Here is a 15,049-nt window from a genome sequence, read left to right on the forward strand (position 1 = left end):
ACGCCTGATAAAGGTGCTGTTCTCCCGGCGGACCGTCACGGTGTGACGTGGGACGGCGGCGACTGTGAGCCACAGCCACACGACCGCGGGAGGTTCATATCCACGGAAACTGATAGGCGAACGATACCATGACACGCTGGATCCGGACGGGCGACGACGGCGAGATACGCGCGGTCACCGACGAGGCATCCGACGACGAGGGGTGGATCGAGATCTCCGAGCTGGCCTACATGAGCGACGCCGCCCCCGACGGCAAGCAGTCGACGCGCTACTACAAACCCGAAGCCGACGAACCCGACGGCGGCTGGGATATCGACTCCGAGACGATCGGCAAGGTATTCCACGCCTAACGCGCCGCAAGCGGCGTTAGGTGTCGCCTACCTCCCCGCGGTAGTGTCGACCGAACGCCCGCCGGCGGACGGTCGCGGCCGCAGCCTCGGGTTCGTGCTGGTAGCTGGCGGCGACGACCGTCTCGGCGAAGCCGACCGGATGCCAGACGACCGACGCGACCGACTCGCTGCCGGCGAGGTCGACCGAGTAGTCGGGATTGTCGTCACACCACTCGTCAAAATCCCCTCGGGAGCCATCGTAGGTGGTCAAAAGCGAGGCGAACATCGCGTCGCGCGCGGTCTCGATCACCGCACCGGTGACCCGTTCGTCGTACTCGGCGTTGTCGAACGCCATTGCCTTCGTGGCCTCCTTGATCACGACCTGCGCGGCTGGCCCGGCAGCCTCGTAGGCCTCGCGGGCAGCGTCGACCGACTCGAACTCGTAGACGCCTGCGGTCTCCATGCGTCGACACCAATGCGACGGATTAGGACTCTTTTCCTTCGTCGTCGGGACCGCGCTGCTGCATCCGTTCGGTTAGCTCCCGGGCTTCGTCGAGGATCGCTTCCGCGTCGGCGTCCAGTTGGGCGGTCTCGGCCGCCGACTCGGTGATCGCCGGCCGGCCCTGCGTGGTGTCCTCGTGGCTCCCGTCGACCGGGTGGGTGTGGCTGTGCTCGCCGGGATGGTCGTGGTCGGTCGTCTCCTCGGCGCGGTCGGCGACCAGATCGGCGAGTTCGGAGCGGGGGATCGACTCCCAGTCGCCGGCCCCCTCGTCGACCGTGTCAACCCCCCCATCGACCGCCTCGTCGACCGCGTCGGCGAGCCACGCATCGTGGTCCTCGCCGTGGAGGATCGCCGTCACTGCCAGATGGTTCGCACACGCTGCCGCGTCGCCGAACGGTTCGGCACACACCGGACAGAGGTAGCCCATTGGCCCCCAGTAGGGAGGAGCTAACTAAAACAGCAGTGGTCGGCCGACCCCCGACCGATCACCGGCGCGACTCGTAGACCAACACGAGGGCGGCCTCGCCGTCGTGGTAGTACCGCGGGATCCGCTTGCGCGGCTCGAACCCCTCTTGGGCGTAGAGGCGTCTGGCGGCGGTGTTGTGCTCGCGAACTTCGAGTTTGATCCGGACGACCCCCTCGACGAGTAGCCGCGAGACGGCCTGCCGCAGCAGCAGCCGTCCGATCCCGTTCCGTTGGGCTTCTGGGTCGACCGCGAGATCCTTGACGTGGCCGAAATCCCGGCCGTTGTTGGCGGTCCGGTCGGCGACGACGTAGCCGAGCAGCCGACCGTCGAGGTCGGCGACGAGGAAGGCGGGCTCGCCGAGGAACTCCTCGAACACTGCGTAGGACCACGGCTCGTCGAACACGCGTTTTTCGAGCCGGTGGATCGACAGCAGATCCGGACGGGTCGCCTGCCGGACCGTAACTGTCTCGGCGTCGACCGTCGGGCTCGGGACCACGGGCAGAGTAGGGAGTGCGGGAGGAAAAGCCCGTGGGGTTCGCCGCCAGTCAGCGTCCCTCGGCGTAGGCGGCGACTAACTTCCGCTCGGCCGCCCGGAGGTGCTGGTGGAACGTCTGGCGGGTGATGTCCATAGTCGCAGCGATCTCGCTGCCGTCGACCGGTCGGGGCCACTCGAAGTAGCCGTTGAGCCGGGCGGCTCGAAGGGCGGCTCCCTGGCGGTCGGTCAGCCGCTCGTCTACAGCCGCGGCGAACTCGGTGTGGTGCCGGTCCCGGCGGTCGCGTTCGGTCCGCCTCCGGAGGTCGACGGTGTCGTACCGCGTCCGGAGGGCCTCTAGCAGGCAGCGAACGTCCTGCTCGGGCGGGACCTCGACGGTGAACTCGGCGGCCTCGGGGGTGGCGCTCGCCGCAGTCACGGTCGCGCCGAACGCCGCGAGTTCGTCGTCGGGATGGACGGTCGACACCGTGACCGAGAGCGTCAGCCGCCGGTCGGTTGCGGCGACGACACGGGTCGACTCGACGAGCGGCAGTTCGCCGACGGTCTCGGGGTCGGTGTCGGCCGCGGTCGCCAGATACAACTCACAGTCGTCGGCACCGGCGGCAGTCGTTCCACACCGCTCGACGCGCCCGCCGGCCGCGGCGGCCAGCCGCGCGAGGCGGGTCTCGGGGTCGCTGACCGTGATCTGCAGCTCGGTGACGTGGTCGGTCGTCAGGATCCGAGCGGTCTCGGCGGCGTGGAGCCCGGCGGCGACGGTCGTCCCCACGGCCGCCAACAGCCCTTCTTCGCCGCCGATGGTCGAGTCGCCGTAGACGCCACACAGCCCGTAGCGCCGGTCGCCGTACCGGAGCGGGACGACCACCAGCCGATCGGCACCGACCGCCGCCGGCGCGACCGTTCCCTCGCGGTCGGCGGCGACACACTGCTGGAGACTGCCGGCCTCGGCGGCCGCCGTCACCGCTGTTGGGAGCGCCTCGGACGACACCGTCTCGGTCGACACCCTCTCGGCAGTCGACAGCCGGAGCGTCCCGTCGTCGAAACGACCGACCCATGCCGCCGCGTAGCCCCCCGTCTCGACGAGCGTCTCACAGATCCCTCGCTCGATCGCCGGCCGGTCGGTCGCGGCCGCGAGCACGCCCGACACCGACTGCAGGAGGTCGGTCGTGTGGGTCGGCACCGACGCGACCCCTCGGTCGGTTGGCAGCGCGACCAGCGGCAGGCTCTCCTCGCCGGCCGGTCGACCCGACGGGCGCACCAACAACACTCGTGGGACGGTCATAGCCGGCTGTTGGCACGTAACTGTGTTAAATATTTCCGCAACATAAAAATACATATATTATGTATGAACTGCCGACCGGTTGGTCAGCACGCATACCGTACCAGTTAGGTCATGCGTTTTAGAGGCCGGGTTGTTAGTATAAATCCAGATTATGATATCGACAGCCGTCGCCGACCTCTCGGTAGCATCGGTAGCCATGACACAGGGAGAACTGTTCCAAGAGATCGCCGCCAACCAGTCGTTGGCACTATCGTTCTGGTCGAACATCGCCCTCGCGGGGCTCTCGATCCTCCTGTTCGTCTATATGGGGCGTAACGTCGAGGATCCACGCTCCCAGCTGATCTTCGTGGCGACGTTGATGGTGCCGCTGGTGTCGATCTCCAGCTACACCGGGCTGGTATCGGGACTGACAGTCGGCTACGTCGACGTTCCCTATCCGGGTGGAGGAACCGAGGAGGCGCTTATCATGTGGGGTCGCTACCTCACGTGGGCGTTCTCGACGCCGATGATCCTCACGGCGCTGGGGCTGTTGGCCGGTTCGAACCTGACGAAGATCTTCACCGCGGTGGCCATGGACATCGGGATGTGTGTCACCGGGCTCGCAGCCGCCCTGACCACCTCCTCGCTCGCGCTGCGGTGGTTCTGGTACTTCATTAGCTGTACGTTCTTCCTGGCGGTCATCTACGTCCTCCTCTACGAGTGGCCCGACGACGCGGCCGCCGCCGGAACGTCGGAGATCTTCGGCACGCTGAAGACCCTGACCGTCGTGCTGTGGTTCGGCTACCCGATCTTCTGGGCGCTCGGCTCGGAGGGGATCAACGTCCTCACGACCACCCAGACCTCGTGGGCCTACAGCCTGCTCGACATCGGCGCGAAGTACTTCTTCGCGTACCTGCTGCTGCGATGGGTTGCGGCCAACGAATCGATCATCGGCAGTGTCGCCTCGGGCGGCCTCGGCTCGGCGACGCCGGCCGACGACTAATCCCGACGACTCCGCCCTCGGTTTTTTGTGGGCTCCGACTCCCGAAGCCTCAGCGTTCCGCCCGGTACCAGTGGTCGACCATGACGGCGGCGACGACGACCACCGGAACGACTCCGAGCGTGTAGACGCCCGAGACGAACAGCAGCCCGAACAACAGCACCGTCGAGACAACTTGCATCGGAAGCTGCTGGTCGCCGAACCACGCGAGATACCGACTGAGAACGGACATACTCCACCGAGGGGCGTCGGTGACAAAGCTCCAGCGGACGAATCGACTGGCGAAAAAATACGGAATCGATCGGCCGAACGGGCGTGATCGATGGTCGACAGCGGGACGGGGCTCAGCAGTGGGTCAGTGTGGGTAGGCTGTGACCGGCTTCACATTGCGCCGCCCATGCCACCCATACCGCCCATGCCGCCCATGCCGCCGCCCATACCGCCGGCAGGCATATCGCCGTCGTCATCGTCGTCGCCGACCTGGCCGCCTGCCAGATCGCCGGCGGCGATCACGTCGTCGATCCGAAGGATCATCACGGCGGCCTCGGTGGCCGACTCGACGGCCTGGGATTTGACCGCCAGCGGCTCGACGACGCCCTCGGCTTCCATGTCGATCACGTCGCCGGTGTAGGCGTCGAGGCCGGCGCCGAACTCGCCGCCGTCGTGCTGCGAGCGGAGTTCGACCAGCGAGTCGATCGTGTCGAGGCCAGCGTTCTCAGCGAGTGTGCGCGGGATGACTTCCAGCGCGTCGGCGAAGGCCTCGACGGCCAGCTGTTCGCGACCCCCGACGGAGTCGGCGAAGTCCCGGAGCTGGAGAGCGAGTTCGGTCTCGGGTGCGCCGCCGCCGGGCAGGACCTGCCCGTCGAGCAGCGTCGACCGAACGACACCCAGCGAGTCTTCGATGGCGCGTTCGACCTCGTCGACGACGTGTTCGGTGCCGCCGCGGACGATCAGGCTGACGCTCTTGGCGTCCTCGACGTCCTCGACGAACAGGCGCTGGTCGCCGCCGACGTCCTTCTGGGCGACGCTCCCGGCGTAGCCGAGGTCGTCGCTGCTGAGGTCGTCGAGGTTCGAGACGACGCGGGCACCGGTCGCGCGGGCGACGGCTTTGAGCTCGGAGCTCTTGACGCGCCGGGCGGCGATGATGCCTTCCTGGGCGAGGTAGTGCTGGGCCATGTCGTCGATCCCGTCGCCGACGAAGACGACGTCGACGTCGGCCGCGACGAGTTGGTCGACGAGCTCTTTGAGCTGTTCTTCTTCCTTGTCGAGGAACTCCTGGAGCTGTTCGGGGTCCGAGACGTTGACCTCGGCGTCGATCTCGGTCTCGGCGACCTCAAAGGCCCCGTCGAAGACGGCGACGTTGGCGTCCTCGGCGAAGTACGGCATGTTCTCGTCGACGCGCTCCTTGCCGACGATGACGCCCTCGACGAGTTCCGACTCGTCGATCGAGCCGCCGACGACCGTCTCGACGGCGACGTTGTCCAGATCGATTCCGTCGTCGTCGTGGACGGCGACGACGGCGTCGACGACGAGGTTGGCCAGCAGGTCCTTTGCGCCTTCCGCGCCCTTACCGGTCATCGCCGTCTCGGCGATCTCGACGAGGGTATCGCGGTCCTCGGTGGAGACGTCGATCGCCCCGTCGTCGAGGATCTCTTTTGCTTTTTCCGCGGCCTGTCGATAGCCTTGGGCGACCGTGGTGGCGTGGATGTCCTGCTCGATGAGCTCCTCGGCCTGATCGAGGAGTTCACCCGCGATAACGACCGCGGAGGTGGTGCCGTCGCCGACCTCGGTCTCCTGTGTCTCGGAGACCTCGACGATCATGTTGGCGGCGGGGTGGTCGATATCCATCTCTTTGAGGATGGTGACACCGTCGTTGGTGACGACGACCGACCCGCCCGAATCGACGAGCATCTTGTCCATTCCTTTCGGACCGAGCGTGGTCCGAACAGACTCGGCGACGGCCTTGCCGGCCGTGATGTTCATCGATTGTGCATCCTTTCCGGAGGTCCGCTGGCTGTCCTCGGAAAGTACGATCATCGGCTGGTTACCCATGCGCTGTCGCTGAGACATATACACCTCCGGATTGTTTGTGATTCTATATAAAACTTGTGAGTGCAGTCGACCGATCCGCTCCCCGTCCGACGGATTTTCGCATGTGAACGTATGACAATACCCTGTTTTAAATACGCATACAGCGAGGAGTGACAGTCCTCGAAACCGGTATAGGTCGTGGCCGCGTCGTTCCGGTCGAGTCGACCGACGATGATGTTGCCTACACACGCGGTAGTCGGGGTGGCGATCGCGGTCCCGCTGGTCACGTTCGCACCCGAGTTCGCCCCGGCGGCGCTGGCCGGCGGTCTCACCGGCGGGATCCTGCCCGATCTGGACCTGTACGCCGGCCACCGGCGGACGCTCCACTACCCGACGGGCTACCTGCTGGCGGCGGTTCCGGCCGGCCTGCTCGCGGCGGCGGTACCGATGGCGCTGACGGTCAGCCTCGCGTTCGCGCTGTTCGGTGCGACCGCTCACTGTCGGATGGACCGCTACGGCGGCGGCCTCGAACTCCGGCCGTGGGAGAAAAGCTCCGAGCAGGCGGTCTACGACCACGTCCGCGGCGAGTGGCGCGCTCCTAAACGTTGGGTCCCCTACGACGGCTCGCCACACGACCTGCTGTTGCTGTCCGCGATGGCCGTCCCCCTGTGGTTCGTCCTCGACGACCCGTTCCGACTCGTCGTCGGCTGTGCGCTGGTCGTCGGCGTCGTCTACGCCGCTCTCCGGCAGTGGTTGGCGTCGATCGCGCCGATCGTCTTCGGCCACGTCCCCGACTGGCTTGCCGACTACGTACCGGACCGATACCGAAACTGACCGGTTGCTCACGAATGGTTTGGTAAGCAAGTGTATTTATCGGGTGCAAACAATACTAGCCGACAGATGGATTCAGACGGGAGCGAGTCGACCGCCCGGATCGAGCCGTGGCCGGAGGACGTTCTCGCGCGGCTGTTCAGAAGCGGCCGGTACAACGCCGTCGTCTCGTGGCTACTGGTCGGGATCCTGTGTTCGGTTATCGTCGAGAGCGTCCTCGACGTCGACCGGCTGTGGATCCTGTTTACGGCCGCAACGGCGGTGATCGTACTGCTGCCGCCGGTGGCCGCCCGTGACTGGCGGATGATGCTGCCGTGGGAGCTACTCACGCTGGCGCTGTTGCCGATCCTCGTGCGCACGCTGGCCGGCGGCGAACTCGGCACCTTCGGCTACTTCCTGTCGGTTGCGGGGCTGGCACTGCTGGTGACGGTCGAACTCCACATGTTTACCCAGCTCACGCTCACCCACTGGTTCGCGGTCCTGTTGGTCGTGTTGACGACGATGGCCTCGGGGGCGGCGTGGGCGGTCGTCCGGTGGAACCTCGACCAGCAGTTCGGTACCAGCTTCCTCCTACAGTCGGGAGTCACACAGGACATGGCCAACGAAGCGCTGATGTACGAGTTCCTGTGGATCATGCTGGCGGGACTCGTCGCCGGCGTGCTGTTCGACGCCTACTTCAGGGGTCGTGGCCGTCAGCTTCGCCGGCGGCTCCGACGGGTGGTGCGGCGATGAGACTACTGCCGCGGCCCTCGGTGCGCAGCCAACGCCGGCTCACCCGTGGAATGCAGTTGGTTCTGGCGGGGATCGTCGTCTACGGGATCGGCTTCGGTGCGCCGAAGGCGATCACCAACGGGAGTATGGGGCTGTTTATCACGCTCGTCCCGGCACTGATGGAACGGAAGTACGACTTTCCGCTCGATCCGTGGCTGGGGCTGTGGATCACGCTGGCCGTCTTCCTCCACACGTTGGGATCAGCCGGACTCTACGCCCAGATCGACGGCTGGGATCACATCACCCACGCCATGTCGGCCTCGCTGATCGCCGCCATCGGCTACACCTTCGTCCGGGCGGTCGACCTCCACAGCGACGAGATCCACATTCCAAAAGAGTTCGCGTTCGTCTTCATCCTGCTCGTGGTGATGTCGTTCGGCGTGGTCTGGGAACTGTTCGAGTTCGGCCTCGATATCGCCTCGGAGACGACCGGGATCACGATGCCGCTGGCCCAACACGGCCTCGACGATACGGTTCGAGACATGATGTTCAACACCCTCGGCGCGATCCTAGTGGCCACCTTCGGCCAAGCCCACCTGCTGGGGGTCGCCGAAAGGGTCGGAGATCGACTGGCAGCAGTCGAGTAAAAACGAGGGCGCTCAGGCCAGATCGGGACCGCTGGTCAGCTCGCGGTGTTTCCGTTCGAGATACGAGTAGACCGCACCATGTGGCGCGCCGTCGAGGATCATCCCCGTCGCCCGCCGAACCGCCTCGACCTCCTCGGGGTCGCCGATCATCCCGATTGTCGACCCGTAAATCACGACGTCCGCGCCCGACAGCTCCTCCATCAACTCGCGGGTGCGGCCGTTCTCGCCGATGAGTCGACCCTTCTGGCGGCGGAGATCGTTGTCGTTGCGCGTTTTGTCGCCCAGATCGATCAGGTCGAACATCCGCATCTCGTCGTCCAGAAGCGAGAGGGCGGCCTCGGGTTTGAAGCCGCGGCCGATCGCCCGGACGATATCAGGTGCCACAAGCGCCGTGACCGGATCACCGACCGACTCGATGGCGACCGAACCCGATTCGGAGTCGATGTCGAGCCGCACCTCCGAGCGGGATTCGATCTCCCGCATCGTCTCGCCACCTTCGCCGATCAGGACCCCGATCCGGTCCTGTGGAACCTTTACGTGTTGCATACCACTGCTACCGGGTGGACGTTTTTAAGCGTGTTCCTCGGAGGGCTCAGCGACTCGGATCGGCCTCGACGTCGGTCACGAAGCCGTGGAGTTCGTCGTCGGTCACCTCGAGCCCCTGTCGACGGAAAAACGACGCCACGTTCGTACAGTCCCGCTGGAGGAAATCGTCCGAGTTGGGGTGGTGGACCGTGACCGCTTGGCCGAGGTCGATGATCACGAGTTCGCCGTCGTGGATGATCATGTTGTACTCCGAGAGGTCGCCGTGGACCAGCCCCGCGCTGTAGAGTCGACGCATGTACTCCCGGACCACCTCGTAGGCCGTCTGGGGGTTTTCGACTTCGACCTCGGCGAGCCGGCGGGCCCGATCATCTACGAGCCCGACGAGTTCCATTACCAGCACGTTGCGTTCGACGGCAATCGGAGTCGGAACCCGGACCCCGGCCCGCTGGGCGCGTTCGAGGTTGGCGTACTCCTTGCGCACCCACGCGAGGACGACCTGCCCCTTGTCGTTGCTGATCCCCTCGAATCGGGGGTCGCCCTCCAAGTAGTCGCGCATCTGTTTGAACGCCGAAGCGTTGATCCGGTAGACTTTGACCGCGACCTCCTCGCCCTCACCGCCGAGGGCCTCGTAGACGTTGGCTTCTTTGCCAGTGGAGATCGGGCCGCCGAAGGCCTCGATGTGGCCGTCGCCGACGAGTTTGTAGAGGGCTCCGAAGGTGGCGTCGTCGAAGACTGACTGTTCGACCTTGAACTGGTCGGCGTCGGTGATCCGCTCGCGGAACTGCTCGAACTCCCGGTCGCGCTTCCGGGCGATGCGGTCGGCCTCGGTGTCGCTGACGTCGATCTGCTCCCACTCGTCGCCGGGTGGGGCCGTTACGTCGGTGTCGACCAGGCCGAACTCGTCGGTCATTGTCCGGTGTAGGAACCGAACGCGGAAAAGTCTCGTCGGTCGCGGCGGCGTTACTGGAGATGGCCTTCGTCGCGGAGCTGTTCGGCCTCGGACTTCTCGTAGCGCCAGGTGATGTCGGCCTTCTCGTCCTGCCAGTCCCACGGTTCGACCAGCACGATGTCGTCTTCGCGGATCCAGATGCGTTTTTGCATCCGGCCGGGGATGCGAGCGGTCCGTTCGACGCCGTCCGCACAGCGAACGGTGACTCGGTTGGCCCCGAGCATGTTCGTGACTTCGGCGAACACCTCGTCGTCGTCCGGCATTCGGAGATCGCGTCGACTCTCGTTTTCGCTCATAATTTGGGGTTGGGAATCGTCCACTGTAAAAACGTGGGTTTGTGGTCCGGAAACGACGAACCTGCCGGATCAATCGATTGTCGACCGCTACGGAACACCACCTGGACCCTCGGTTTGGACCTCGACTTTGTCACCAGTATTGACGATCGTTGTATTGTCGACCCGTCGTTCAGCGTACGTACGAACGGTATAGTTCCGTTCAAACTCCGCGAGGATGTCCGTCGAGTAGGTGGTGTTTTCGGTAACACCCGTTTCGACATCGACTCGTTGAGTCTCACTAGCTTCGTAGATATCGGTGAGACGGATACTGTCGGAGCCAATGGCACCACCGTAGGGTTCTGTCGAGAAGTAGACATTCCCACTACGGGTAGGGACGTCCGTCTCAACGAAGTCCGTTTCGTCCCCAATAGCGTTCTCGTAGAGGATCACGTCGACCGTTGATTCGTCCTCACTGAGTGTGACCTCGATTCGGAACTCACCTTGGGGGAAATCATGATACCACGCCCCACCACGGTAGTAATCACTGCCTACGTAGCCAGTTTCCTCTTCAGCATCTCGAAGATACCAAAGATACCCAGCATTGATTCCCGGGTTGTAGTAGTAGTACGTGCGTGTCTCACCCCCGACGAGCGGTCTGTTATCATGGATGAAGTCGCTATCGTGAGTGTATCCCTCCGGATCGGTTCGCCACTCCCCATCGGTCGTGACGTTGTCACCGTTGTCCGTTTCCAGTTCGTTGAATTTACGATATGGTGTGTATTCGAAAGAGAGATTTGTCTCTTGCAGTGCGCCAATATCGACGAGTTCACCCTCGGCCTCAATTCGGTTGCCGTTGGGATGGGCACTGACAGTTTCGACGGTCGCGGTTTCGGTTCTTGCCGTAACTTCAGCACCGCTGTCGGTGATTGTGACGTTGTCGGCTATCCGTTCGGAGTACGCACGTATCGCGTACTTGTGATCCGGTTTGAGGTTATTTATCTCCGCCGAGTAGTTGGTACTACCAGTGACACCTGTTTTGGCTTCGTGTTGTTCGGAGTCACTGGGTTCGTAGATGTCGGTGAGACGGATGCTGTCGGAGTCGGTGGCCCCTCCGTAGGGATGTGTCGAGAAATAAACGTTCCCGCTGCGGGTAGGGACATCCGTCTCAACGAAGTCCGTTTCGTCCCCAGTGGCGTTCTCGTAGAGGATCACGTCGACCGTTGATTCGTCCTCACTGAGTGTGACCTCGATTCGGAACTCGCCTTGGGGGAAATCATGATACCACGCCCCACCACGGTGGTAATCACTGCCTACGTAGCCAGTTTCCTCTTCCGCATCTCGAAGATACCAAAGATACCCAGCATTGATTCCTGGGTTGTAGTAGTAGTACGTGCGTGTCTCACCCCCGACGAGCGGTCTGTTATCATGGATGAAGTCGCTATCGTGAGTGTATCCCTCCGGATCGGTTCGCCACTCCCCATCGGTCGTGACGTTGTCACCGTTGTCCTCGCGGTCTTTATTGAACGCACGGTATGGGACGGTTTCGAACCACAGGTCCGTCTGGTGTAGATCACCCAAGTCGACGAGTTCACCCTCGGCTTCAACCGAGGTACCGCCGGTTGCGTTTGCTTGGAGTGTCGTGATAGATGGACCGTTGAGATAGGTAGTGTATCGTTCACCAGTGTCGACGATTTCCGTCCCGTTGACCATCTCTTCGGCATAGGCACGGACAGTGTAGTTCCGTCCCGGTCTGAGGCCTGTGATATTCGTGTTGTAGCCGGTCGGTTCGGTAACGTCTCTTTCGGCCGTAACGAATTCAATCTCGGCAGTATCATAAATGTCGGTCAGCCGAATGCTGTTCTCACCGCTGGTTCCGCTCGTGTGCGTCGTGAAGTAGACATCCCCAGATCTCGTAGAAACATCAGTGTCTGCAATGTGTACATCGTCACCGGTCATATTTTTATACGAGATCACGTCGACGGTCGAGCCGTCCTCACTGAGTGTGACCTCGATTCGGAACCCGCCGTCCGGCCAGTCACCATAATAGTACCCACCTCTATAGTAATCGTGATACATAGATCCGGAATCTTCCGGTGCGTCTCGAAGATGCCAAAGATAGTTCCCCCCAACACCGGCAGAGTTATTGTAGTAATATGTACGTGTCTCCCCCTCAACAAGTGGTTTGTTGTCGTGGACGTATCTCCCTGCGTGGGTGTAGCCGGTGGGGTCCGTTCGCCACACACCACTGGCAGTGATGTTGTCCCCGTTGTCATTGCTGTCTTTATTGAAAAACCGGTGTGGGATGTATTCGAACAGTAGATCCGTGCTGTCAAGACTTCCGATGTCAACCAACCGACCAGTCGAATTGATTCTAGTGCCACTGGCTGGCGGGGCACCGACTGTCTCAACGACCTGACTCTCAGTACTGTTCGTGAGTCGATCCCCAGTCGCAGTCACCGTTTCCCCACCGATCTCCGCCCGTGCGTATGCACGAGCGGAATACGTCTGGTCGACGTTGAGGCCGGTAATCTCGGCTGAATAGTTCTTCTCTTTTGTCACATCCGTTTCGGCCTCGGTGAGTTCAGCTTCGCCGGGTTCGCGGATATCAGTGAGTCGGATGCTATTCTCACCGCTGGTTCCACTCGTGTGCGTCGTGAAGTAGACATCACCGTTTCTGGTTGAAACACCCCGATCTGCAATGTGTACGTCATCTCCAGTGACATCCTTGTAGGAGACCACGTCGACGGTCGAGCCGTCCTCACTGAGTGTGACCTCGATTCGGAACCCGCTGTCCGGCCAGTCACCGTAATAGTACCCACCTCTATAGTAATCGTGATACATAGAACCGGAATCTTCCGGTGCATCCCGGAGATGCCAAAGATAATTCCCCCCAACACCGGCGGAGTTATTGTAGTAATATGTACGTGTCTCTCCCTCAACGAGTGGTTTGTTGTCGTGGACGTATCTCCCTGCGTGGGTGTAGCCGGCGGGATCCGTTCGCCACTCTCCGCTGGCAATGATGTTGTCCCCGTTGTCTTCGCTGTCGTTGTTGAACGCTCGGTATGGGATGGTTTCGAACAGCAGATCTACTTCTGGGAGACGACCCATATCAGTCAGCTCACCTTTCGCCTCAATCGAGGTCGGACCTGTTGTGGAGGCGTCATGCGTCTCCACCTCCAAAACCGGTGGATTCTCTAGGATGATGATCTCGGTTTCGTTGGTCGCGTCGTCGACCTCGGCGGTCGCGTTCACCACGGTATCCGCTTCCGTGCCGGTGATCGTCGACGCACCCTCGTCTACACTGAGTTTCGAGCTATCCTCGACAGTGATGTTTGCCTCATTGGTCACGGTTCTGTTGATCTCGCGGTCGCCAAATTCAAAGACTTCCTTGACCGTGTAGTTGGCTGGGTTGTCCTTCAGCACGTAGGCCGGATCGCTCTCGTTGGCGATCTCGAATACCAACCTGTCGGCCGTGGAGTCGAAGTCGTAAGTTTCGCTGTGGACGACCGTCTCGGTCGGATCATGGATCACCAGCAGCTCGAACTGCCCATCGAGAATCGGATCGTCGAACGTCTCGTTGGAGCTGGTTCCTGGAGCGAGGGGACTCTCAAGGCTGATATTCTCGTCGACACCCACCAGCCGGATCGTCGTCTCGTTCGGAGACAGCGTGTCGCCGCCCCGGTGGTCCAGCGTCACATTGATTGGCGTGGCATCGGATTCGATATCGGCGATCGGTCCCTGTTCGAGGTCGGCCTGCCACTCGGTCAACACGACGGCTCCCGCCCCGGTAACCGTGAGCGTGATCACGGCCGTCAGGAGGATGACACCGACGCTCTCGCTTTGGGCACGCTCGAACATCAGCAAGCCCCCGTCGCGTTGATCCGCTCGTAGGCTTCCGTCGTACCGATGTTGTCGTCGAGTGCGATCCCACAAGGGGAGTCGACTCCAGTGAGCCGTACCGATCTATTGCTCGCTGGGTTTTCCAGTTCCGCAGTCGATTTCTCATCGACGTCTCCAGAGGCGTTGAACACCCAGACGTCGACCCCTTCATCGACAGGATCGTGGAACCTGTCCCGAATTTTAAACTTCAAATCCGTGCCACTGTACGAAACGTTCTGGAGATACGTCGGTTCCGGCTCGGTGGGTCCCGATCCGACGTCGACTTTGTGGATTGTCAGGGTGTAATTCGTCGAACTATTGAGCCGGATCGTGGCGTTCCCGTCGTTCACCGAGACGTTTTCGACCTCCTGCTCACTGTGGAGGATATCGTCGGGATCAGTCGTGTTCCACTGCTCCTCGCCCAGTCCGGTCGGGAGTTCGAGCGTGATCAGGCCGGTGTTCGAATCGTTCGTGACCTCGATTTCGGTCGACTCGGTCACTCGCTCAGGGATGACCGACTCGGCGTCGGTGTCGACCGACTGGAGATCGCCGTCGATGACGACGAGTTCGATCTCGTCGCCGTCGATGATCGGCTGGTGGTTCTCGGCCAGTCGAAGTTCGGTAGTGTTCGATTCGTCGTACTCGGCCGCGAGCATCCCGTACTCGATCCGGTAGTCGGCCGTCCCGCGAAGGACCCGGTAGTTCGGACTGTAGGTGATCGCCTGCGCCTCGTAGCTCCGCGTGGTGTTGTCCCAGTAGTTGTCGAACGACTGGTTGGTGTCGGTGACTGCCGTCACGTTGTGAAGTCGCACCGGCTTATCGGCGGTCGTCTGTAGCGTTCCGCTGGCCGGCGGCGGATAGATGAAAAACAGTCGGTTGTTGTACTCCGTGCCGAGGGTAATCGTCGCCGGCTGTGGCTCGCCGTCGACGACCGTCTCGAAGACGGCCGTATACAGGTCGACCATCTCATCGCCGACCTGCTGGCTGTGCTCGAACTCGACCTGCCTGTTTTCCTCCGGCACGCCCTGTGCCTGATAGAGCGTGAGAGCGATGATCAGAAACCCGAACAACAGTACGGCTCCGACCTGAATCGACTGGGCTCGGTTGTCGGAGCAGAAATTCATTTCTGCGG

Annotated in this window: 16 protein-coding genes; 5 read left to right on the forward strand and 11 right to left on the reverse strand. The window is 62.4% G+C overall.

The genetic code is table 11. From position 1 onward, the window contains the following. Window positions 1-128 precede the first annotated feature (128 nt). On the forward strand, window positions 129-350 hold the full coding sequence (locus NKJ34_RS13785; protein WP_253738895.1) for a hypothetical protein: 222 nt from the start codon (window positions 129-131) through the stop codon (window positions 348-350). Between the two features lie 16 nt (window positions 351-366). Here NKJ34_RS13785 and NKJ34_RS13790 read toward each other — a convergent pair whose 3' ends face one another. From NKJ34_RS13790 to NKJ34_RS13805, 4 genes are read right to left on the reverse strand one after another with little or no spacing between them, the layout of a single operon-like run. Next, the gene (locus NKJ34_RS13790) at window positions 367-792 is read right to left on the reverse strand and encodes a DUF5809 family protein (RefSeq protein ID WP_253738896.1); all 426 of its coding nucleotides are present in this window, start codon (window positions 790-792) and stop codon (window positions 367-369) included. Between the two features lie 22 nt (window positions 793-814). Further along, on the reverse strand, window positions 815-1,258 hold the full coding sequence (locus NKJ34_RS13795; protein ID WP_253738897.1) for a DUF5810 domain-containing protein: 444 nt from the start codon (window positions 1,256-1,258) through the stop codon (window positions 815-817). Window positions 1,259-1,316: 58 nt separating this feature from the next. After that, window positions 1,317-1,793: a ribosomal protein S18-alanine N-acetyltransferase gene (gene rimI / locus NKJ34_RS13800; protein ID WP_253738898.1), complete on the reverse strand. Its 477-nt coding sequence runs from the start codon at window positions 1,791-1,793 to the stop codon at window positions 1,317-1,319. Window positions 1,794-1,842: 49 nt separating this feature from the next. After that, window positions 1,843-3,069 (reverse strand): bacterio-opsin activator domain-containing protein, encoded by a 1,227-nt coding sequence (locus NKJ34_RS13805; RefSeq protein WP_253738899.1) that lies wholly within the window; start codon window positions 3,067-3,069, stop codon window positions 1,843-1,845. Window positions 3,070-3,265: 196 nt separating this feature from the next. On the opposite strand from NKJ34_RS13805, the gene NKJ34_RS13810 reads away from it, so the two are divergent. After that, entirely contained in the window at window positions 3,266-4,051 is a 786-nt protein-coding gene (locus NKJ34_RS13810; RefSeq protein ID WP_253738955.1) for a bacteriorhodopsin, read from the forward strand. Between the two features lie 49 nt (window positions 4,052-4,100). Here the strand turns inward: NKJ34_RS13810 and NKJ34_RS13815 are convergent, their stop codons facing one another. After that, a complete protein-coding gene (locus tag NKJ34_RS13815) occupies window positions 4,101-4,280 on the reverse strand; it encodes a hypothetical protein (RefSeq protein WP_253738900.1) in 180 nt (59 codons plus the stop codon). A 149-nt stretch (window positions 4,281-4,429) separates the two neighbouring features. Continuing rightward, window positions 4,430-6,085, reverse strand: coding sequence for a thermosome subunit alpha (thsA, locus tag NKJ34_RS13820; RefSeq protein ID WP_253738956.1), 1,656 nt, complete (start codon window positions 6,083-6,085; stop codon window positions 4,430-4,432). Window positions 6,086-6,310: 225 nt separating this feature from the next. Between thsA and NKJ34_RS13825 the strand changes: the two genes are divergently transcribed. The 3 genes from NKJ34_RS13825 (at window position 6,311) to NKJ34_RS13835 (ending at window position 8,268) form a co-directional block, all read left to right on the forward strand. Next, a complete protein-coding gene (locus NKJ34_RS13825) occupies window positions 6,311-6,913 on the forward strand; it encodes a metal-dependent hydrolase (RefSeq protein ID WP_321169458.1) in 603 nt (200 codons plus the stop codon). A gap of 66 nt (window positions 6,914-6,979) precedes the next feature. Further along, complete coding sequence (locus NKJ34_RS13830) at window positions 6,980-7,642, forward strand: hypothetical protein (protein ID WP_253738901.1); 663 nt, start codon at window positions 6,980-6,982, stop codon at window positions 7,640-7,642. Then, a complete protein-coding gene (locus NKJ34_RS13835; RefSeq protein ID WP_253738902.1) occupies window positions 7,639-8,268 on the forward strand; it encodes a DUF2238 domain-containing protein in 630 nt (209 codons plus the stop codon). The genes NKJ34_RS13830 and NKJ34_RS13835 overlap by 4 nt, the downstream gene beginning before the upstream one ends. A 12-nt stretch (window positions 8,269-8,280) precedes the next feature. Here NKJ34_RS13835 and NKJ34_RS13840 read toward each other — a convergent pair whose 3' ends face one another. The 5 genes from NKJ34_RS13840 to NKJ34_RS13860 form a co-directional block, all read right to left on the reverse strand. Further along, entirely contained in the window at window positions 8,281-8,814 is a 534-nt protein-coding gene (locus NKJ34_RS13840; RefSeq protein WP_253738903.1) for a KH domain-containing protein, read from the reverse strand. 46 nt (window positions 8,815-8,860) lie between these two features. Beyond that, window positions 8,861-9,724 (reverse strand): serine/threonine-protein kinase Rio1, encoded by an 864-nt coding sequence (rio1, locus tag NKJ34_RS13845; RefSeq protein WP_253738904.1) that lies wholly within the window; start codon window positions 9,722-9,724, stop codon window positions 8,861-8,863. A 50-nt stretch (window positions 9,725-9,774) separates the two neighbouring features. Then, on the reverse strand, window positions 9,775-10,059 hold the full coding sequence (gene eif1A / locus NKJ34_RS13850) for a translation initiation factor eIF-1A (protein WP_253738905.1): 285 nt from the start codon (window positions 10,057-10,059) through the stop codon (window positions 9,775-9,777). Between the two features lie 87 nt (window positions 10,060-10,146). After that, the gene (locus NKJ34_RS13855) at window positions 10,147-13,896 is read right to left on the reverse strand and encodes a hypothetical protein (protein ID WP_253738906.1); all 3,750 of its coding nucleotides are present in this window, start codon (window positions 13,894-13,896) and stop codon (window positions 10,147-10,149) included. Beyond that, on the reverse strand, window positions 13,896-15,041 hold the full coding sequence (locus tag NKJ34_RS13860) for a hypothetical protein (RefSeq protein WP_253738907.1): 1,146 nt from the start codon (window positions 15,039-15,041) through the stop codon (window positions 13,896-13,898). The genes NKJ34_RS13855 and NKJ34_RS13860 overlap by 1 nt, the downstream gene beginning before the upstream one ends. Window positions 15,042-15,049: the final 8 nt, after the last annotated feature.

Origin of the sequence: Halohasta salina, assembly GCF_024178165.1 — an archaeon.
Classification (GTDB): Archaea; Halobacteriota; Halobacteria; order Halobacteriales; family Haloferacaceae; genus Halohasta; species Halohasta salina.